The organism is Mesorhizobium sp. URHB0026 (genome assembly GCF_054059755.1).
The window spans coordinates 2,876,961-2,895,162 of record NZ_JBSSCN010000001.1; the positions used below are offsets into that span (position 1 = coordinate 2,876,961).

Below are 18,202 nucleotides of genomic sequence, written 5' to 3' on the forward strand. Positions count from 1 at the left end.
GCTGTGTGAGGCGCCGACCATCCAGCCGCATTCACAGGCAACGCCAACCAAAACGCAAACGTTGCGCTGTGTGGATTGAGCGCGATCATCGCTATGGGTCCAATCAGAATTGAGATCGGCGCCAGGAAACGAAGCACGGAAAGAAGGTTTGGCATTTCGTCACGATAAATCGGACAGATTAATCAAAAGTTGAGGACCCATGGCGTTAACTCTTTGGAAACCATCTTCTTGTCGGGGAGCGGAAGTGATGTTTCAATGAATCCTTAGGAGGGAACGAAATGTTCAATGAGGATTTTATTGGCCGTATTGCCATCGTCTTTGCAATGACGGTTTTGGCGACGTCCGGCGCGATACCTCTGTTCCTCTATTTCCGTCAGGATACCTCAGCAAGTTCGCTCGCAGTCGTCACTCAGCTGGCATCGACAGTGTTTCTGTTGTTGCAACTTGTGATGACAGTCGCCCGCCTTCCGCCTAAGGGAACTGCGCAAGGAATTGAGCCGAGAGTAACTTCGGTAGCTGGAACATTCATGATCCTGCTCGCATTGAGCCTGACGCCGGCGTTGCAAAATGAGGCGGCTCAAGTCACGGCTCTCTGCTTGGTCTTGATCGGTACGGCCAGTTCGACCTTGTGTCTTTACTGGCTGGGTCGTTCTTTCTCTCTCATGGCGACAGCTCGTCGCCTTGTTACCACTGGCCCGTACTCAATCGTCCGGCATCCATTGTACATCTGCGAGGCGGTGTTCGTTGCCGGGATGATCCTTTCGCATTTTTCATTGCTGATGGTGGCCCTGGGTGCGCTTCAGTTTCTTCTTCAGTATCGACGTGCACGGAACGAGGAAGGTATCCTTCGACAGACCTTCCCCGAATATGAGGCATATGCCCAACGCGTCCCAATGCTGCTCCCGCGTTTCCGTCGAGCGGCACCTGCGCCCGGCCAGTGATGTTCGGTCCTCCTGAACGGAGCGGAATAGCGCATTAAGGCGCAATCAGGCGCTTGATCCGCGAGGCGATCAAGTGGCTATCGCCGACCCCCGGAAGCAAGCCCAGGCGCGTCGAAAGCGTCCGCATCGGCACCACAATCCCAGCCGGCAAGAATTTCGCTGAAGAGCGTTTCATTCGGAACATATCCGGGAAAGACAGGTTTGGTGAAGGCAGTACACAACCAAAGGAGATGCTCCAATGATCACCAAACTTCTCTCCGCAACCGTGCTTACGGTCGCTCTGGCCACGTCGGCAATGGCACAGTCGAACGGCACCGGATCCAGCAATGGTTCAGGCTCGACCTCCGGCGCCACCAGTGGCGGCAATGGGATTACGACCGGCACCGGCGTCGGCACAGGCTCCGGTGCGACGACCACGCCCGCCGACCCGAGCACGACAAATTCGACAAACTCGACAACCAAGTCGAACGGCATGGCCGACCGCTGCAAGGATGCGGCGGGCAACGACATCGACAACAACACCGCCACCGGCAACACGACGTCGAATGTGCAGAACTGCAACAAATGAGCCAGAGGCTCGGAGCGCCGCCCGAAGTCGCTCTTCTCCCTGGGGCGACTTATCGGGCGGTGTTCTTGCTGCAAGGGGTCGACGAGCCGACATCGCCGACAGAGTATACGCGCGACATCACCGCCTATCTCTATGGGCGCACATGAGCTGAGCGCAGGCGCTTTGCCAGCAAAGTAAGCAGACCAAGCAGCAATACGGCGCCACTGGCCGCCAGCGCCTGTCCCGCCAGGATCATGACCGTCCGCCGTGCCGACGTGCCTGCCCGCATCTGGCGCACGTCGGCCGCCGTAACGCGCGCGTCTGGATTTCCGAAATGCGCGGTCACATGATTTGCAAGTATCGCCACCTGGCCATCGTCCAGCCAGCCGCCGAAAGCCGCCATCGATTTGCGTCCCGCGACGTCACCAGCCTTGACGCCTTCAAGGATCGTCATGACGACATTGTCGGGCATGGCAGCGCCCGGGGAGGTGTTGTGGGTCAGTGATGGAGCGGAGCCGTCCGCTGATCCGCCTCCATTCGCCCCGTGGCATCCCGAACAGAGCGACCGATAGAGATCGCCGCCGGCCGCCGCCCCGCTGCCGTGCGCCGCCCCGTTGCTTCCAGCATTGTCCGCGACCCCCGGCGTATTGCCCCACGAAAAGCGCGGCTGCTTTTCGTCTCCGGATTGGGCAGGAACGTCCCTGAGATAGGCGGCCATGGCATGGATGTCGTCATCCGAAAGATGCTGCAGGCTGTTCATGACCGTTTCCGCCATCGGACCGCTTGCATACGCCTTTCCTGGCACCGCGCCGGTCTTGAGAAAGCGAAACAGCTCTTCATCGCTCCAGCCGCCCACGCCTGCGATCTTGTCGCTGGTGATGTTGAAGGCTTGCCAGATGCCGGCATTGCCGCCGGCAAATTTGCGATTTTCATCCATGCCGAATGTCGCATTTCGCGGCGTGTGGCAGGCACCGCAGTGGCCGAGCACCTCGACGAGATAGGCCCCTCTGGTCCATGCCGCGGTTCGGCTCCGATCCGGTGCGAAGCCGCCGCTGTGCAAGTTCGCGAGCTTCCACAGCACCAGTGTCCAGCGCTGGTTGAACGGAAAAGGCAGGATGTTTGCCGGGCGCGGCTGGAAGATCGGTGGCTGCGCCAGAAGATAGGCCCGAATCGCCAGCACGTCCTCGCGGCTCATGGCGGCGAAGCTGTCATAAGGCATGGCGGGATAAAGATTGGCTCCATCGCGCCTCACCCCTTTCTGCACGGCCCGCACGAACTCGTCCGCGGAATAACGCCCGATGCCGGTGTCGAGATCCGGTGTGATGTTGGTGGAATAGACGTCGCCAAACGGCGTCGGCACGCGATAGCCTCCGGCGAACGGGCGGCTCGGGTTGGATGTGTGGCAGCCGATGCAGTCGGCCGCCCGGGCAAGATATTCACCCTTCCGGATTTCGTCCGCCCGCGGTTGCGTGCAAAGCGCCAACGATGCCAGCAAGGCCGCGATCGACCGGGAGATGACGGCCGGGGCTGGAGCAACCGCCGCAAGCCAGAGCGCACGCCTGCTACGGCGCATAGCCGATCGCAGGCTCCGCAGCATCCTCACAGCTCGCACCCGCTGAACGTCAGCCCGGCCAACGTCTGTGCCAGCAGGACCAGGGTGAACAGCGCGCCAACGCCAACCGAAGTCCTGGCCAGGAACGCGCGCGTGCGCGCCTTCGAGGGCGGGCTCGTGCCATGGCTTCGGTCGCGAACGGCGCGCCACGACAGCACCGCGCCTGCCACGGCGACAGCGGCACCCGTCAGCGAGAACAAGGCAGTGGGAGGAAATTCGGCGTGGCATTGCCAGAATGCAATGGAATAATCGAGCTGCAGCGTTATCGCCCACGCGGCTGGTCCGCTGACCAGGCCTGCCCAGGAAACGCCGGTGCGGGTCGCCTGCATGTCACATCCTCGGAACCCAGTAGATGACGAGATAGAGCACAACCCATGAGACAACCACGAAGTCCCAGTAGAAGGCGTTGTCCGAGACGTCGCTGAAGCGGCGGCCCGCCTTGCCTTTTGGCGTGAACATGAGAACCGCAAGGACGATCGTGTCCCCGACATCGGTGAGAAGATGCGTCGTATGCAGCCCGAGCAGGAACCAGACGATCGACCCGTAAGCGTTCTGATCCCAGGAAATCCGCAGCGCCGGAAATTCCCAAATGCGAACGATCAGCGGAAGAATTCCGACGATCGACATGACGACCATGCCAAGGCGAACCTTCGCGACGTCCTGACGGCGCGCCCAAAGGTCGACCATATGGTTGGGTACGATGCTCGCGAGCAGAATAGCCAATACTGCCGAGCCCGGCAGCAGATCCGGCGCTGGCGCCCCGATCGGCCAGTGCGGGGCCAGCACGGCCAGATAGAAATAAGAGCCGATCGCCAGCACAAAACCTGTCGCCTCGAGGGCGACGAAGGCAAGGGTTCCCCACCACATAGGGCTCGCCACCCCGAAATCATATGTGGGCAGGTGGCTGACATCGGCGACAGAACGATGCCTCATTCCTCGTCCTCCGGTTCGCCTTTCGGCCAGAACCAACAGATGAAGCCGACCGAAGCTGGTATCGTCCCCCAGACCACCGCCCATGGCGTGAAGATCGAGGCCAGAAATGCGCCGCCAACCGCGATGGCCGACAGCAACGGCCAAATCGAATTGTCGGCCGATGGCACCCTCAGCTGCGGCACCGCGTCGGCGACCGTGCTGGCCAGCACCTCGCGGGCATCGACGCGCAAGCCTTCGACGACGGGGAGGGTGTCGGGCTCCGCCCAGAGCGGTTCGCGATGGGTTACCACCGGCAGCCGCGAAAAGTCGTAGGAAGGCGGCGGCGAGGTCGTCGCCCATTCGAGCGTGCTCGCTTGCCAGGGATTGTCTCCGGCAATGCGGCCGTTGCGAAGGCTGAGCAGGATGTTCAGGAAGAAAAGAGCAAAGCCGGCGAACGCCACCAGCGACGAGAGGCTGATGAACAGGTTCATCCCGCCCCAGCCGCTCGCCGGCGGATAGGTGTAGACGCGGCGCGGCATGCCTTGCAGACCCAGAATGTGCATGGGGAAGAAGGTGAGATTGAAGCCGAGGAAGACCAGCCAGAAATTCCAGCGGCCGAGCCTCTCGGACAGCATGCGGCCGGTGATCTTGGGAAACCAGTAATAGACGGCGCCGAGCAGGGGAAAGACGGCGCCGCCGACCAGCACGTAGTGGAAATGGGCAACCACGAAATAGGTATCGTGCACCTGCAGGTCGAGCGGCACCGAGGCGACCATGACCCCGGTCAGGCCGCCGATCACGAAAGTGAAGATGAAGCCGAGCACGAAGAGCATGGGCGTGGCCAAGATTGGCCGGCCGCCCCAGATCGTCGCAATCCAGCAGAAGATCTGAATACCGCTCGGAATGGCGATCATCATCGAGGACGCGGTGAAGAAACTCTCGCCGAGCTGCGGCAGACCGGTGGCGAACATGTGGTGTACCCACAGGCCAAAGGAGAGGAAGCCTATCGCGACCAGCGACAGCACGATCCCAAGATAGCCGAACACCGGGCGCCGGACGAAGGTCGGCAGGATCGCGGAGACAAAACCTGTCGCCGGAATGAAGATGATGTAGACCTCGGGATGGCCGAAGAACCAGAACAGATGCTGCCACAGAAGTGCATCGCCCCCTGCGGCGGGGTCGAAGAACTTCGTGCCGACCAACCGGTCGAGGATCAGCATCGTGCTCGACACCATCACCGCGGGCATGGCGAACAGAATGACGAAAGCGGTGACGAGGACCGACCAGACATAGAGCGGAATGCGGTCCAGCGACATGCCCGGCGCGCGTTGTTTGAACACTGTCGCAATGATCTCGATGGCGATCGCGAGCGCGGATACTTCCGTATAAGCGACCATCTGCGCCCAGAAATCGGGGCGCTTGCCGATGCCGTATTCAGGCCCGGCGAGCGGAACGTAGGAGAACCAGCCGGCGTCGGCGCCGGTTTCGAAGGCAAAAGCGATCCAGATCATCAGCCCGCCGGAAAGATAAACCCAGTAGCTGAAGGCATTGAGGCGCGGGAAGGCGACATTGCGGGTGCCGATCATCAACGGCACCAGATAGATGGCGAACGCCTCCATCACCGGCACGGCGAACAGAAACATCATCGTCGTGCCATGCATGGTGAACAGCTGGTTGTAGAGATCGGGACCGATGTAGCCGGCCTCGGGTTGGGCAAGCTGGAACCGCATCGCAAGGGCGGACAGACCTGCAAGGATGAGGAAGAAGAAAGCCGTCACGATATAGCGTCGGGCAATCAGCTTGTGGTCGACGGTGACCAGCCAGCCGTGGAGGCCTCCCGGCGTTCTCCAGGCATGCGCCAGAAAGGCGCGCAGCCTCGCCTCTTCCAGGCCGGTGTCCCGTACGCCTTTCACGGCCTGCTGTTTATGCTCGGCCGGGTTTCCCGCAATGCCGCTCATTCCAGGGTTCCAAGATAGGTGACGACGGCATTGAGATCATCGGCGCTGAGGGCAATGCGCGGCATCTTGGCCCCCGGCTTCATGGACTGTGGATCGGCTATCCAGGCAGCAAGCGCCCCGGGGGTCATGGCCAGAGTATCCGCGGCCAGAGCGTGTCGGCTTGCAAGATGGGTAAGATCAGGTCCGAGCGTTCCGCTGGCCGGTGTGCCTCTTATCGTGTGACAGAGGGCGCAGCCGGTGGAAAGAAAAGCCCGTTGGCCGCGGTGTTCTTCGTCACCGGCGGGCGCCGGCGCGGCGGCCCCTTGCCCGGATCGCCACGCATCGAACGCTTTGCGGCTTTCGGCGACGACCGTGATGGCCATATGGGCGTGCTGGTAGCCACAGAACTCGGCGCATTGGCCGCGATAGAGTCCGGGTTTATCGGCAATAAGCGTGAGCTCGCTTGGCCGGCCCGGGATGAGATCCCGTTTGCCGGCAAGGCTTGGCACCCAGAAGCTATGAATGACATCGAGCGAATCGAGCTCGACCTTGACCGGCTCTCCAACCGGGATGTGGATTTCGTTTGCCGTGACGATCGCTTGCCACGGTTCATCCTGGGGGTAACGGACCTCCCACCACCATTGATGCCCGGTGACCCGAACGGTAAGCGTTTCCGTTCCGCTGAGCGACGCAATGGATTTGCCCGCGAAAAAGCTCATTGTCGTCAGTATGGCGAGCACCAGAACGGTCAACGCGATGGCGCTTGCGACAACGCCCGTAAACCGACGTTCCTGTCGGGAATCGATCTCAAATGGCAAGCGCGTCGTCTCGACCAGTCGGCGACGCAGAAGCGCTGCCGCCAAGGCCAGCATGACAAGCAGCCATGTGCCCGCCGCAACGGCACTGAAGGACCAGATCAGGTCGAATATCCTTCGGGCATTCGCACCCTGCGGATGGAGCGTGGACTGCCAGTCGCTGCATCCGCCCAGGACCAGCATGGGCGCCGTCCCGGCCAACTGTTTCGGCCGTGGGAAGGGGAGCGGCATCAGCGGTCGTTTCCGCTTACGAAGGCGGGTAAACGGACGCGCGCAACCTGCCATGAAGGATCCACCATCGTTGCCAAGGCCACAACGCGGTTGGTTGCAAAAGGATGCTTGGCAACACTGCTGCACCCGAGAAAGGCGAACTGGAAGATGTGGGACGGCCATTCTTCAGCACACCCACGGGAGCGGGGCCTAGCCGATGGGCAGGTGCGAAGCCCGCCGCCGCCCGCTTGTTCTGATCCAGAACGCGGCCAGGAGCAGTGCGGCTCGGCCATAGATCAGGCCGGCCGGATTCACATCAGCGGGGCTGCAAGTTGAACGCAAGACTGCTTCGCACTTTCACTGGAATTGCTCTAGGCCTCCATCATCGACTTCGCCGGCTCCCGGGCGATATTTTCTTCGATGCGTTCGTGCCCCGGCGTCTGTGGCAAGGCCTGGCGGAAGTTCTTGGCGTAGTCCGACGGCATCTTGGGCGGCATCAGTGGCTCATAGGCATCGACCAGTGCTTCGATCACAACCGGACCTTCGGCCGCGAAGGCCTCGTCGAGAACGGTTTCGATCTGATCGGCCCGCTCGATGCGAAAACCGCTCGCGCCCATCGCTTCCGCGGCCATGGCAAAATCGATCGGCTGCAGTTCGCAACCGAATTGCGGGTTACCCAGAAACATCATCTGCTCCCAGGCGATCTGATTGAGCATGTTGTTCTTGATGACTAGCGTCTTCAGCGGAATTTTGTAGCGCACAGCCGTCGAGAATTCGCCGAGTTGCATGGCAAAACCACCATCGCCCACGATAGCTGCGATCGGTCGACCGGGAAATGCTATGCCGGCGGCGATGGCGTAGGCAAGGCCGCTGGCCATGGATGCCAGCGCTCCGGACACGCCAAACGCCTGGCCGCTCCGCAGATCGACATGGCGGGCGGCAAGCTCCGTGTTCTGACCGGAGTCGGTGGCCAACACCGTGTCGTCGGCCAGTCTTTGTCCGAACGCACGGGCAATGGTTTGCGGCTTCAACGGTTGCGCCTGCGCGTCCTCCGACTGCCTCATCATCTCGCGCCATCTTCTCATGGTTTCCTGGGAGCGCTGCAGGAATTCACCGGAAGGCTTCTGCGTCAGACGTTGATTGAGCGCGCGCAATGTCTCGGCGGCGTCTCCGACAAGACCGGCCTCGACCGGAAAGCGCAGGCCAATCCGCTGCGCGTCGCAGTCGATCTGGACACCACGGGCGTGCCCGGGCTTCGGATAATATTCGATGTAGGGGAAGCTCGAGCCGACGATCAGCACCGCGTCGCAGGTTTCCATCGCCTCCTGCGAAGCCAGGGTTCCCAGGATGCCGATCCCGCCGGTCGTGTGAGGATGGTTGTCCGGAAGGACCGCCTTGCCCAATAAGGCCTTCGCGACAGGCGCCTGCAGCAGATGCGCGGTATGTTCAAGTTCCGCGGCCGCGCCGAGCGCGCCGCGCCCGGCCAGGATCGTCACCCGCGTGGCTTCGTTCAGAATGGCGGCAGCTTTGTCGAGTTCGGCGTCCAGCGGCATGCTGTGGCCGGAAAACATTTGCTGCGGCGTGTGCGCCGGACGATTGCGCTTGCTGCGCTTGGCGGGGTCGGCCTCTTGCTCCTGGATGTCGCTGGCAATTGATAGATGGGCGACGCCTTTGCGCGCCAGCGCGGTTCGGCAGGCGAGGCTAGCAACGTTTTCCATATGCGCGGCATCGGCGACTTGGGCATTATAGACGGAGACATCGTTGAACACGCGCGTCAGATCGACATCCTGCTGGGTGAACGTCTCGATCAGGTCGTGGAACTGCATGCCTGTGATCGCGAGCACCGGAGCCTGATCGAGCTTGGCGTCATAAAGGCCGGTCAGAAGATGCGTTCCGCCCGGCCCTGATGTGGCTAGGCAGACGCCTAGCTTTCCCGTCCATTTGGCATAGGCGCATGCCATGAAGGCGGCCGACTCTTCGTGCCGGACCTGCACGAAGGCTATCTTGTCCTGCCGGGTGCGCAGTGCCTCCATGACGCCGTTTATGCCGTCTCCCGGCAAGCCGAACACCACCTCGACGTTCCAGGCGATGAGTGTATCGACGAGAATTTCTGCTGCATTTGCCATGTCAGGATTGCTCCGGTGGATGAGGTCCGAACCGGTCAATCCCGAGTTGGTTCCTTCATCACAAGAAATCGTGACATGTTGGAAGCGTCGTCGGGCCCCTTGCAGGAGAACCGGCTTCTCATGACCAGTCACGCAGATAATGGACTGCTCCAGAGGGCGGCAAGCTGGTTCCGGTAGGTCGCTGGACATCAAGTATGTTCAGGCGTGGTGGAACATCGGCGATCAACTGTCGTTGACACGCTCGTGAGAGAAAGGACACCGTCCATGTCAAAATTCCAGGCTGCCACTCCGGATCGTCTGCGACAACTCAGGCTTGAAGCGTCGGCTTACTTCACCCCGATGATGCTGCACGAGGCATTGCTGCGCCTTTCCCACGCCTGCGGCGGTGAAAGCCTTGGGCGGTTCGAGAAGGCCATGGTCGACCAGATAGAGGCGACGCAGGACGATCGGTCCGATTTCGAAACGATCAAGGAATTCGCGATCGAGCAGCTTTATGCCTTGATCCGGGAAGCCAATGAGTCGCCAAAGAAGAAACAGTCGCTGGAGAAGATAGATACACGCAGGACGCCCGGCCGCTCCGAAGAACCACAGACGCTCGAGGATCAACTGCAGGCAGGGTTGGAGGATTCTTTTCCGGCAAGCGACCCGCCCGCGGTGGTGTCCACGGCAATTCCAGGCGGAGCAAAGAAGCTGGTCGGGACCGACGAGGTCCTGAAACGGCAGCGAGAACAGGCCGCCAGAGAGGCCCGCCAACCGTAGGGCCTGGGCATGGCTGCATACCGGGCCTTGCAGCCATGCGCCGGTGTGACAACGCATAGCTCTGCGCATCAAAGCTTGACGGCGGTCTCCCGTGCCCACAGCCGCAGTTTGCGGCACGCCTCTATAAACGTCTTCACGGAACCTGCGGTATCAAGGTCGATCAGCCCCTCATCGGCATCGGGAGCTACGCCCGCCTTTGCCAGGAGAGGTTGGGCTGCCGCTGTGAAGCCGATGAATTTGCAATGGGCGAACGCATCTGACACGAAGTCCCTCGCGGCCGCCTCGTCGAGCAGCATCTCGGCACCCTCCTCGGAGAGAAGCAGTACCACGGCGTCGAACAACACGGACGGGCCGCCGTCGATCATGTGCCTAGCCTCGATGTGGCTGCCGTCAGCCGCGTCGACGCCGCCTACCTTGGGCGCGATCACCTCCATCACCGCGCCTTCCGTTTCGATGGCGGAACGGAGCTCTTCGAACAGCCCGGTGTCGGTTCCATTGCTAAGCAAGACGCCGACTTTGCGGCCCTTGAAACTGTCAGGCCCGTTCTCGATGATGCTGAGCGCCGGCGAAGGCGGCAGGTCGTCGCGCGTCGGAACGGCTGCCTCCGCAGGGTCGGGCATATTCCGAATGCCGAGCTTGTCGGCGACGGTGGTCGCCAGGGTTTCGTCAATGTTGAGCAGATGCGAAACCATGCGTTCGCGGATCGCCGGTGCCTGGACCTTGCTCAATTCGAAGGTCAGCGCCATGGCGATGTGGCGCTGCTCCGGCGGTGTCTGGCTGTTGAAGAATTGCCGGGCCTGGCTGTAGTGATCGGCGAAGCTTTCCGCGCGCAGACGCACCTTCTGCCCTTCCTCGGCATCGGCGAAGGAACGAAAGCCGCGTTGCGGATCCTCGCGCGGTCCCAGCCCCCATGAATTCGGTTCATAGTTGGCGCGACCGACCGGATTGCGCATAGCCATGTGTCCGTCCTGTTGGAAATGGACGAACGGGCATTTCGGCGCATTGATCGGGAGATGGGTAAAGTTCGGGCTGCCCAGCCGTTTCAACTGGGTATCGAGATAGGAGAAGTTGCGGCCCTGCAGAAGCGGATCGTTGGAGAAGTCAATTCCGGGCGGCACATTCTGCGTCATGAAGGCAACCTGCTCGGTCTCCGCGAAGAAATTATCCGGCATCCGGTCAAGCACCAGCCGCCCGACCGGGATCGGTTCGAGCACCTCTTCAGGAATAATTTTGGTTGCGTCCAGAATGTCGAAGTCGAAGCTGTCGGCAAACGCCTGATCGAACAATTGCACCGTCAACTCCCATTCCGGGAAATTGCCGGACTGGATGGCCTCCCATAGATCGCGACGGTGAAAGTCTGGATCGGCGCCATTGATCTTGACCGCCTCATTCCAGACCACCGATTGCATGCCGAGCTTTGGCTTCCAGATGAATTTGACGAAGGTGGACTCGTCTTTCGCGTTGAGCAAGCGGAACGTGTGCACGCCAAAGCCCTGCATGAAGCGGAAGGAGCGCGGGATCGCGCGATCCGACATGATCCACATCACCATGTGCATCGATTCCGGCATCAGGCTGATGAAGTCCCAGAAATTATCGTGAGCGGTCTGGGCTTGAGGAAAGGCCCGGTCCGGCTCTTGTTTGGCGGCATGGATCAGATCGGGAAACTTAATCGCGTCCTGGATGAAGAAGACCGGGATATTGTTGCCGACCAGATCCCAATTGCCTTCCCTGGTGTATAGCTTGACCGCGAAGCCGCGGACGTCGCGGGCGAGATCGAACGAGCCTTTGTTGCCGGCAACCGTCGAGAAGCGCACGAAGGCCGGTGTCTTTTCGCCGGCCCTCTGGAAAATATCGGCACGTGTGTATTTGGCCAGAGACTCGTAGGTTTCGAAGTAACCATGCGCGCCGTAGCCGCGAGCATGAACGACCCTTTCGGGAATGCGTTCGTGGTCGAAGTGGAAAATCTTCTCCCGAAAATGAGAGTCCTCGATCAGCGCTGGTCCGCGTTCGCCGATCCGCAATGTGTTTTGATCGTCGCAGACGGGTGTTCCCAGCGCCGTGGTCAGAGTGGGCGTCTCACCCCCGGCGATCTGGTGCAATTCCCCGCCGTTTCCGCGCGCGCTATCCGGTTCCTGTCCACTTGCCGATTGGCGAGCGGAACGACGGGCGGATTTGGCCATGACATACCTCGTTTGATGCCGGAGGGGGTGGAAGTACTCAGGACGTCAAACTGCCGGTGCGCGGCTTTGTTCCCGTGAAGAACCGGTGCGCCTCGCGTGCATCGCCAAGGCGGCATCCTTATCTCGGCGACGGCATAGACCGATTGGGTGAGATGTCGCGCTGCGCCGAATTTCTGAAGAGTTGTCTTCAGCGCGAGGAACGAACCAAACTTCCATGCATTTAGCAGGGGCTGCGTTCATACACTCTTCTTCTGGGAGCTGGACCATTGTCATCCGGAGGCTACATTTTGGCCGACCAAGAAACCAATGAAGTTTCCATCGTTGAGCTCATACCCGCCATGCGGGCTTTCGCGCGAACCTTCTGCCGCGTCCCCGACGATGCCGACGATCTGGTACAGGAGACACTGACCAAGGGTCTCGCCAACATCGACAAGTTCGAACCCGGCACACGCATGAAGTCGTGGCTCTTCACCATCATGCGCAACACCTACTACACCCGGGTCAAGATCGCTGCCCGGGAAGCGCCAGGCCTGCTCGACTGCGCGTCGTCGCGACCGATTTCGGAAGCCACCCAGGAATGGAGCGTTCAGAGCAAGGAAGTCCACGCCGCCATTCAAAGGCTACCGGAACACCAACGCGAGGTCCTGATGCTGATTGGCGTTCTGGGAGTGAGTTATGAAGAAACGGCCGAGATATGCGGCTGCGCGGTGGGGACGGTAAAAAGTCGGCTGAACCGTGCCCGCGCCAATATTCTCGAATTGCTTGGGGAGACTTCGTTGCAGACATTGATTGAGAGACGAAATCATCTATCGGATGGTCAACTCGATATGGAGGGTGACAGCCGCAGATAGTCAGTTCTGCACCTCACGTCGACGTTTCTCGACCAGCGCGTTTTGCAACTCCATGGCCAGCCTGGTCAGACGATCCGGGATTTTTTCCTGCTCTATGGCGTCCAGGAGAGAAGTGATCTCCTGATCCATGGCCAGACCGAATTGCGGGTCCGCGGTATCGTCGCTCGAATGAGACATCCATATTCTCTTGATAACCAGCAGTCCCTGACTTTAGTGTGGTGACAAATGCCGGACATTACAAGGCGATGTCCGCCGCCGGCAGGGTTGCCGGCCATCCTTGCACAGCTTTATTTCCTTGGCCCTCCGTACTGCAGGCCAAGCACATGGAGCGACCGCGTTCAGTCCTTCGGCGCCTGGTCGGTGGCGTGATCCTGATATTGATCGGACTTGATGCGATCGCCGTCCAGCCCGCGGTCATCGCCATGCTGCTTCCCGCGGCCGATGTTTCTTGCCGCCGGGTGCCATGCTTTCCTCCTTCGGGTCGGTGCCGCTCTTCGGCGCCTCTGGTTCGACGTCCGAACTGGCGGCGCGCAGTAATGTTCCGCCGCCTCGAGCAAGTAGGAAAACCTCGCCATCCCATGACCGAAACGGCTTCTCGCCATTGATGACGACCCGCATTTGGTGAGCTTCGCGCCAGGCGGCCGATGTCGGCGCGGTCCCACGAAAGCGATCCGCGATAGGAATAGTTCAGCAAGGCGAGCCAGCCAGGCCGTTTCAGAACGCGTGCGATCTCATCGAAATGCCCCTCAGCCATGCCGGCCAGAACCAGATAAGGAAAGCTGTCAACCGCGAGCACGCAATCGAAACTGCCGTCGTCGAATTCGCTCAAATCGAGACCGGAGGTTTGTCGCAACTCGACATTGCCCAGCGCGGCGCACCGCTCGGAGGCGATGGAGATCATCCGCGAGGATATGTCGATGCCGATCATGCGGTTGAAGGAGTTGGAAAGCGCATGCTCGAAACGGCCGATGCCACAACCAATGTCCAGAATATCCCGGTGGGTTCCGGAGAAGTCCTGCTGCTTGAGCCAGGCGACGACTTCGTCGGTCGTGGCTGAGAGCCTTTCCTCATCCCCTAGGGATGCGAGCTGGACACTTGCTGTCTCCGAAATCGCTGCCGCCGCATCGAAGCTCGAGGCCAGCCGCGTGACGACGGCGGCACCGGTCTCCCCCTCGTCGCGTGTGTGCCGAACAGCAGCTCCCGTCGCTCGCAATGTGGCAAAGACATCTGGCTTGCGGCGAAGCAACCCGGCTATCTCTTGCAGCCGTTCCGCGTCTCGCGCATTCGCCGGGATGATTTCCAGCACGATCTTTGCCAGTTCCGCCGCTCTGATCCCCGTCTGCAGGTGAAGCGCCAGCCTGGCGACGACTGCTTCGGCGCAGACACCATCCGCCATGCAGTCTTCAACAGCCGATCTGATCGTTGTGCGGCGCGGAGCGGATTTTGGCTTGGTCGCAGGCATGGTATCAACTCCGCGTCCAGACCCGGCGCATCGTCCACCTGTCGATGGCGCCCCAGCCATATTTGTAGGCTTCCTGGCCGCGCAGGAAATCGAACTCGCGCGCACCTTCGCGGATCGATTCCGCGATCGCGTGGCCGATCAGGATCGCCCCTGGGCTCTCTTCGGCATAGACGGGGTCGAAGCCCCCGAGATAGGCATAGGCACGACCGCGATGGTGGAAGCCGTAATAGGCCCCGACCGTCCTGCCATCGATTGCCAAAAGCCAGCATCGGACCAGGCCGCGAGCGTCGAGCAAGGGAAGTGAGCGCCTGTGGAATTCCTCTACAGCCGCGTCGGCCAACACGCCACCTCCGTGTCCGGCCCAGCGCGCGTCGTGCAGGCGGATCAACTGATCGAGGAAGGTTTGAGGATCGCCTCGTGCCGACGACAACGCGATCCGGCCGCGTCTGGATGCGGCCTGTTGCGCCCGTCGCAACTGGCGCCGGCGTCGGGAGGGTACGCAGCCTGCAAGGGTATCGTCTCCGGAGATGGCCAGCACGGGGCAAGCACCATGGGTGGCTGGCCGCCCCGCCTTCAGATCGGGATGCGCAATCGCAAGAGCGGCGCTGCCCTCCGGTAAATCCGACAGGATCCACTGCGACCAGCCGACCGAGAGGATCTTTTCGGCAACAATGGCCGCGACCTGGTTCTCGATGCCGGGAACACACAGGATATCCAGATAGTCGCTGAGCGAAATGCCGACCGGAAGAAGTTTCGAGCCGGCGGTTCCGTGCTCTAGATAAAGGGGCGCCAGACCTATCAGGTCGCCTCCGCGCCAGACCGCGACCGTCGCCAGGTCGCCGGGCCCGAATGTGCGCCACCATGGCACCAGCCACGCGGGAGATTGAAACGGCGTCGCCGAGGAACTCTGCTCCCACAATCCCCACCAATCCGGCGCAAGCGTATCGAGTTGCGCCGGATCATCGATGATCTCGCCGCGCAACACAGGCTTGCTCACGGCGTGACGGCGAGGCGCCCGGCATCGGTGCCAAGTCCTGCCAGCGCTTGATAGGCATCCATGTAAGACGAGATCATTCCCTCCAGCGAGAACCGCCGTCGCGCCTCGGCCCGGCATGTCCCGGCGTCCAGGCTTGACGTCGCAACGATGGCTTGTGCCATCTCGTCGACCGTATTGACGAGAAAGCCGGTCTTGCCGTGCTCGATCACGTCCGGAAGCGCACCATTCGGAAAGGCGATCACCGGTGTGCCGCAGGCCAGCGCCTCCATGGCGACGAGGGAGCTGGTCTCGGCGGCGAGGCTCGGTATGACCAGACAGCGAGCTGCGTTGAGAAAGCGCCGCTTGGCGGTGAAACCGAGCGGACCAAGAAAGCGGCGGCGGCCATCGAGGCGAGCTTGGACCTCGTCGCGAAAGTACCGCGTGTGCGTTTCATAGGGATAGACCTTGCCGCCAACAACCAGCGGCACACCTGCTTGCTTGGCCGCGTCCAGCGCCAGGTGGATGCCCTTTTCCGGGCAGATACGGCTCAGAACCAGTGCGAAGTCGCGCTTAGGCTGCAGCAGGCCGAGCGCCTCTATGTCTACTCCATTCGGAATTGGCGGCGCCAGTCTGGCGCCGGGTGGCGCGGTTTTCTGCTGAGCGGCCGAGACTGCATGAAGCCACAGGTCGTCGCGCGTCGGGCGCAGTACCCCGGCCGGATACCAGTCCAGCGGCAGGTGAAGGGTCACTAAGGTCGGGCCATCGTCGGGCAGATAGGCATCGAAATCGATGCCATGCAGATGGACCACATCGATTGGCCACCTGGCGCGGGCAGCGGCGATCGCGGTTCGATGAGCCTGCTGCGCGCGGCTCTTTGCCGCCTCGTCGAGCACGCCGCCTTCCGCCGGAGTTTCCACAAGCGTGCCGCTCGCGCTGGAGCCCCGGCAGCCGACGACGATGGACCGATGACCCGCGCCAACCAGTGCACGATCGAGCATCGTCAGGACCTGTTCGGCACCCCCGACCGCATCCGGTCCGACAGGCGCGAGGGGATAGGCGACATTGAGGACGGTGAGCGTCATGGCCGGCCCGGCCGTTGTGCCGGAGGCAGCGAATTGGCGGCGGAGCAGGCGGCCTCGACTTCGGTCAGGATATGCAACGATCGCGGATCGGGTCGCATGAGCGCCTCACGCAGCCGAGGCCCGCTGCGTCGGGAGCGAGGCGGACGTCATGCCGGGCGCGTAGCGGCGGATCATCGTCGCGCAGAACTCGGCGAATTCCTCAGGTACCAGCGGGGGGCTGGTGTGGTGAGGCATCATTCCGCGATGCTCCGGCGTGAAGCAGAAGGTGACCGTGACGTCGAAAGCGGCGAGTGCTTCCATCTGTCGGTCGAACCAGTCCAACGCATTCGGCCTGAAGCTGTCGGCCCAGGAAAGCCCCGTGCGCATATTGGTCACGCCGAGCCGCTTCATCCAGGCGACGGCATCGTCCAGCCGCGGGTCCTCGAAATGAAACCACTGCACCAGGCCCATTGCGGGTGTGTAGCGCAGGAACTCTTCCAGCGCCGGCTTCGGCGTACCGTCCTGGCGCAGCAGCCCCATGTGGAAATGACGGTAGTAGGAGGATCCCTCCGCTTCGCGATGCCGCGTCGTTGCTTCCCATTCACGCGGAAGGTCATAGAGGCTGTACCACTGGATCCGCGGTGCGTTGCCGAGCAGCAATTCGGCGGTGCGCTTGAGCCCCCAGACCTGTATTTCCTCGGCTCCGAAGGTCGACACGCCGACTTCGCTGACCCAGATAGGGAGGTCGGTGACGGTCGCGATCTCACCGATCTTCTGCGGCCATTCCTGAATTTGCCACAGGTTCCAGTCGAGGGGAAAGCCGTGAACCGCGACGGCGTCGACATGGTCCAGCACGCCGAATTCCTTCATGCGCGTGATAAAGCCGGGGTCTATCGGCGAGATGCCGCCAAGCACTTTTGTCAAAGCAGGGTTCTCGGACGCGATCGCGTCCGCCGACAGGACTGCCATCCTGGCAAAGCGGCTCCAATCGGGGTCGAGCTCGGGGTCCCAATGCGATTTGTTGTTGGGCTCGTTCCAGATCATCGCGGCTTCAATCATGGAGCTTTCCTTTCGACGGATATATCGCGCCGCCGCCGGCCGGTTCGCCGGCAGCGCGGCAGAAATAGACCTCCTGCTCGGGATGCAGAACGATTTCGAAACCGGCGCTGCGCAGCATCGCTTCGGTGCAGGCCCGGTTCGGTATCCACCAGTTGGTCGGATCGTCGGCATAGCGGTGTTCGATGAAATGCAGCTTGGGAAATTGAGGCTGGTCGAACAACTCATGCGTCCAGAAATGATAGTTCTCTTCCAACTCGGGCAGGTCCTTGCTGCCGCGCTGCATGGACTGAAAGATCATCAGGTCGCCGGCGACGTGCTCACGGATCAGGTCGAGCGCGAGCAAGGGGTGGCGCAGATGGTAAAGCACTCCCATGAAGAGCACGACATCGAATGTCTCGCGCAGGGCACCGACGTCGTAGACCGACAGCTTCTGGAATTCGATATCACAGTCCGCGATCTCGGCGGCAAAGCGGGCCTGCGCCAGATAGGCCTCGTCGAAATCGATCCCGAGGACACGGGCGGCGCCTCGCCGTTTCATCTCGATCGAGTAGAAGCCGGCATTGCAGCCAATATCCAGCACGGTCTTGCCGGTCAGATCAGCGGGTATGGCATCGGCGAATTTGCGCCATTTGATCAGCGGGTAGTTGCCGAGAAAGTGGTCGGGCGCGGTTTCGACGCCGGCGAGTTCCATATTGTGGAACCACGGGCCTAGCGCGTCGATGCGCCGGCGAATTTCGGCATGGGAATGCAACAT

18 protein-coding genes are annotated in these 18,202 nt (G+C 61.5%); 5 read left to right on the forward strand and 13 right to left on the reverse strand.

The genetic code is table 11. From position 1 onward, the window contains the following. Window positions 1-278 precede the first annotated feature (278 nt). The 3 genes from ACVWWD_RS14115 (at window position 279) to ACVWWD_RS14125 (ending at window position 1,655) form a co-directional block, all read left to right on the forward strand. Entirely contained in the window at window positions 279-941 is a 663-nt protein-coding gene (locus ACVWWD_RS14115; RefSeq protein ID WP_457103141.1) for a methyltransferase family protein, read from the forward strand. Window positions 942-1,179: 238 nt separating this feature from the next. Continuing rightward, on the forward strand, window positions 1,180-1,509 hold the full coding sequence (locus ACVWWD_RS14120; protein WP_352668362.1) for a hypothetical protein: 330 nt from the start codon (window positions 1,180-1,182) through the stop codon (window positions 1,507-1,509). After that, window positions 1,506-1,655, forward strand: a complete 150-nt coding sequence (locus ACVWWD_RS14125; RefSeq protein WP_352668368.1) for a hypothetical protein — start codon at window positions 1,506-1,508, stop codon at window positions 1,653-1,655. Before ACVWWD_RS14120 ends, ACVWWD_RS14125 begins: the two co-directional genes overlap by 4 nt. Here ACVWWD_RS14125 and ACVWWD_RS14130 read toward each other — a convergent pair. The 6 genes from ACVWWD_RS14130 to ACVWWD_RS14155 all read right to left on the reverse strand — a co-directional run bounded on the left by ACVWWD_RS14130 (window position 1,640) and on the right by ACVWWD_RS14155 (window position 9,100). Continuing rightward, window positions 1,640-3,061: a c-type cytochrome gene (locus ACVWWD_RS14130; RefSeq protein WP_457103142.1), complete on the reverse strand. Its 1,422-nt coding sequence runs from the start codon at window positions 3,059-3,061 to the stop codon at window positions 1,640-1,642. The genes ACVWWD_RS14125 and ACVWWD_RS14130 overlap by 16 nt on opposite strands. A gap of 26 nt (window positions 3,062-3,087) precedes the next feature. Further along, window positions 3,088-3,429 carry a hypothetical protein gene (locus tag ACVWWD_RS14135; protein WP_457103143.1) on the reverse strand — a complete coding sequence of 114 codons (342 nt, stop codon included), beginning with the start codon at window positions 3,427-3,429 and terminating at the stop codon, window positions 3,088-3,090. Between the two features lies 1 nt (window position 3,430). Then, complete coding sequence (locus tag ACVWWD_RS14140) at window positions 3,431-4,033, reverse strand: cytochrome c oxidase subunit 3 (protein ID WP_457103144.1); 603 nt, start codon at window positions 4,031-4,033, stop codon at window positions 3,431-3,433. After that, a complete protein-coding gene (gene ctaD, locus ACVWWD_RS14145; RefSeq protein ID WP_457103145.1) occupies window positions 4,030-5,970 on the reverse strand; it encodes a cytochrome c oxidase subunit I in 1,941 nt (646 codons plus the stop codon). Before ctaD ends, ACVWWD_RS14140 begins: the two co-directional genes overlap by 4 nt. Beyond that, window positions 5,967-6,947 carry a cytochrome c oxidase subunit II gene (coxB, locus tag ACVWWD_RS14150; protein ID WP_031240540.1) on the reverse strand — a complete coding sequence of 327 codons (981 nt, stop codon included), beginning with the start codon at window positions 6,945-6,947 and terminating at the stop codon, window positions 5,967-5,969. The genes ctaD and coxB overlap by 4 nt, the downstream gene beginning before the upstream one ends. Before the next feature lie 398 nt (window positions 6,948-7,345). Further along, a complete protein-coding gene (locus ACVWWD_RS14155; protein WP_457103146.1) occupies window positions 7,346-9,100 on the reverse strand; it encodes a thiamine pyrophosphate-dependent enzyme in 1,755 nt (584 codons plus the stop codon). Window positions 9,101-9,304: 204 nt separating this feature from the next. On the opposite strand from ACVWWD_RS14155, the gene ACVWWD_RS14160 reads away from it, so the two are divergent. Continuing rightward, entirely contained in the window at window positions 9,305-9,859 is a 555-nt protein-coding gene (locus ACVWWD_RS14160) for a hypothetical protein (RefSeq protein ID WP_245273848.1), read from the forward strand. Between the two features lie 68 nt (window positions 9,860-9,927). Here ACVWWD_RS14160 and katE read toward each other — a convergent pair whose 3' ends face one another. Continuing rightward, window positions 9,928-12,039 (reverse strand): catalase, encoded by a 2,112-nt coding sequence (katE, locus tag ACVWWD_RS14165; protein WP_457103147.1) that lies wholly within the window; start codon window positions 12,037-12,039, stop codon window positions 9,928-9,930. 287 nt (window positions 12,040-12,326) lie between these two features. On the opposite strand from katE, the gene ACVWWD_RS14170 reads away from it, so the two are divergent. Continuing rightward, a complete protein-coding gene (locus tag ACVWWD_RS14170; RefSeq protein WP_457103148.1) occupies window positions 12,327-12,890 on the forward strand; it encodes a sigma-70 family RNA polymerase sigma factor in 564 nt (187 codons plus the stop codon). On the opposite strand, the gene ACVWWD_RS14175 is transcribed toward ACVWWD_RS14170, so the two are convergent. The 6 genes from ACVWWD_RS14175 to ACVWWD_RS14200 form a co-directional block, all read right to left on the reverse strand. Continuing rightward, window positions 12,891-13,067 carry a hypothetical protein gene (locus tag ACVWWD_RS14175; protein WP_023782381.1) on the reverse strand — a complete coding sequence of 59 codons (177 nt, stop codon included), beginning with the start codon at window positions 13,065-13,067 and terminating at the stop codon, window positions 12,891-12,893. A 58-nt stretch (window positions 13,068-13,125) separates the two neighbouring features. Further along, window positions 13,126-14,286 carry a class I SAM-dependent methyltransferase gene (locus ACVWWD_RS14180; RefSeq protein WP_457103149.1) on the reverse strand — a complete coding sequence of 387 codons (1,161 nt, stop codon included), beginning with the start codon at window positions 14,284-14,286 and terminating at the stop codon, window positions 13,126-13,128. A gap of 70 nt (window positions 14,287-14,356) precedes the next feature. Next, a complete protein-coding gene (locus ACVWWD_RS14185) occupies window positions 14,357-15,349 on the reverse strand; it encodes a GNAT family N-acetyltransferase (RefSeq protein ID WP_457103150.1) in 993 nt (330 codons plus the stop codon). After that, a complete protein-coding gene (locus ACVWWD_RS14190) occupies window positions 15,346-16,410 on the reverse strand; it encodes a glycosyltransferase (RefSeq protein ID WP_457103151.1) in 1,065 nt (354 codons plus the stop codon). The genes ACVWWD_RS14185 and ACVWWD_RS14190 overlap by 4 nt, the downstream gene beginning before the upstream one ends. A 105-nt stretch (window positions 16,411-16,515) precedes the next feature. Further along, complete coding sequence (locus tag ACVWWD_RS14195) at window positions 16,516-17,448, reverse strand: glycoside hydrolase 5 family protein (RefSeq protein ID WP_140724257.1); 933 nt, start codon at window positions 17,446-17,448, stop codon at window positions 16,516-16,518. After that, window positions 17,441-18,202, reverse strand: a complete 762-nt coding sequence (locus ACVWWD_RS14200) for a TIGR04290 family methyltransferase (protein ID WP_457103152.1) — start codon at window positions 18,200-18,202, stop codon at window positions 17,441-17,443. The genes ACVWWD_RS14195 and ACVWWD_RS14200 overlap by 8 nt, the downstream gene beginning before the upstream one ends.

Bases quoted from the DNA above. Each gene is read 5' to 3' on its own strand.
- ACVWWD_RS14115 (WP_457103141.1), top strand. From the start codon at position 279: ATGTTCAATGAGGATTTTATTGGCCGTATTGCCATCGTCTTTGCAATG.
- ACVWWD_RS14120 (WP_352668362.1), top strand. From the start codon at position 1,180: ATGATCACCAAACTTCTCTCCGCAACCGTGCTTACGGTCGCTCTGGCC.
- coxB (WP_031240540.1), bottom strand. From the start codon at position 6,947: ATGCTGGTCCTGGGCGGATGCAGCGACTGGCAGTCCACGCTCCATCCG.
- ACVWWD_RS14190 (WP_457103151.1), bottom strand. From the start codon at position 16,410: ATGACGCTCACCGTCCTCAATGTCGCCTATCCCCTCGCGCCTGTCGGA.
- ACVWWD_RS14140 (WP_457103144.1), bottom strand. From the start codon at position 4,033: ATGAGGCATCGTTCTGTCGCCGATGTCAGCCACCTGCCCACATATGAT.
- ctaD (WP_457103145.1), bottom strand. From the start codon at position 5,970: ATGAGCGGCATTGCGGGAAACCCGGCCGAGCATAAACAGCAGGCCGTG.
- katE (WP_457103147.1), bottom strand. From the start codon at position 12,039: ATGGCCAAATCCGCCCGTCGTTCCGCTCGCCAATCGGCAAGTGGACAG.
- ACVWWD_RS14155 (WP_457103146.1), bottom strand. From the start codon at position 9,100: ATGGCAAATGCAGCAGAAATTCTCGTCGATACACTCATCGCCTGGAAC.
- ACVWWD_RS14195 (WP_140724257.1), bottom strand. From the start codon at position 17,448: ATGATTGAAGCCGCGATGATCTGGAACGAGCCCAACAACAAATCGCAT.
- ACVWWD_RS14180 (WP_457103149.1), bottom strand. From the start codon at position 14,286: ATGGCGGATGGTGTCTGCGCCGAAGCAGTCGTCGCCAGGCTGGCGCTT.
- ACVWWD_RS14175 (WP_023782381.1), bottom strand. From the start codon at position 13,067: ATGTCTCATTCGAGCGACGATACCGCGGACCCGCAATTCGGTCTGGCC.
- ACVWWD_RS14125 (WP_352668368.1), top strand. From the start codon at position 1,506: ATGAGCCAGAGGCTCGGAGCGCCGCCCGAAGTCGCTCTTCTCCCTGGG.
- ACVWWD_RS14130 (WP_457103142.1), bottom strand. From the start codon at position 3,061: ATGCGCCGTAGCAGGCGTGCGCTCTGGCTTGCGGCGGTTGCTCCAGCC.
- ACVWWD_RS14135 (WP_457103143.1), bottom strand. From the start codon at position 3,429: ATGCAGGCGACCCGCACCGGCGTTTCCTGGGCAGGCCTGGTCAGCGGA.
- ACVWWD_RS14200 (WP_457103152.1), bottom strand. From the start codon at position 18,202: ATGTTGCATTCCCATGCCGAAATTCGCCGGCGCATCGACGCGCTAGGC.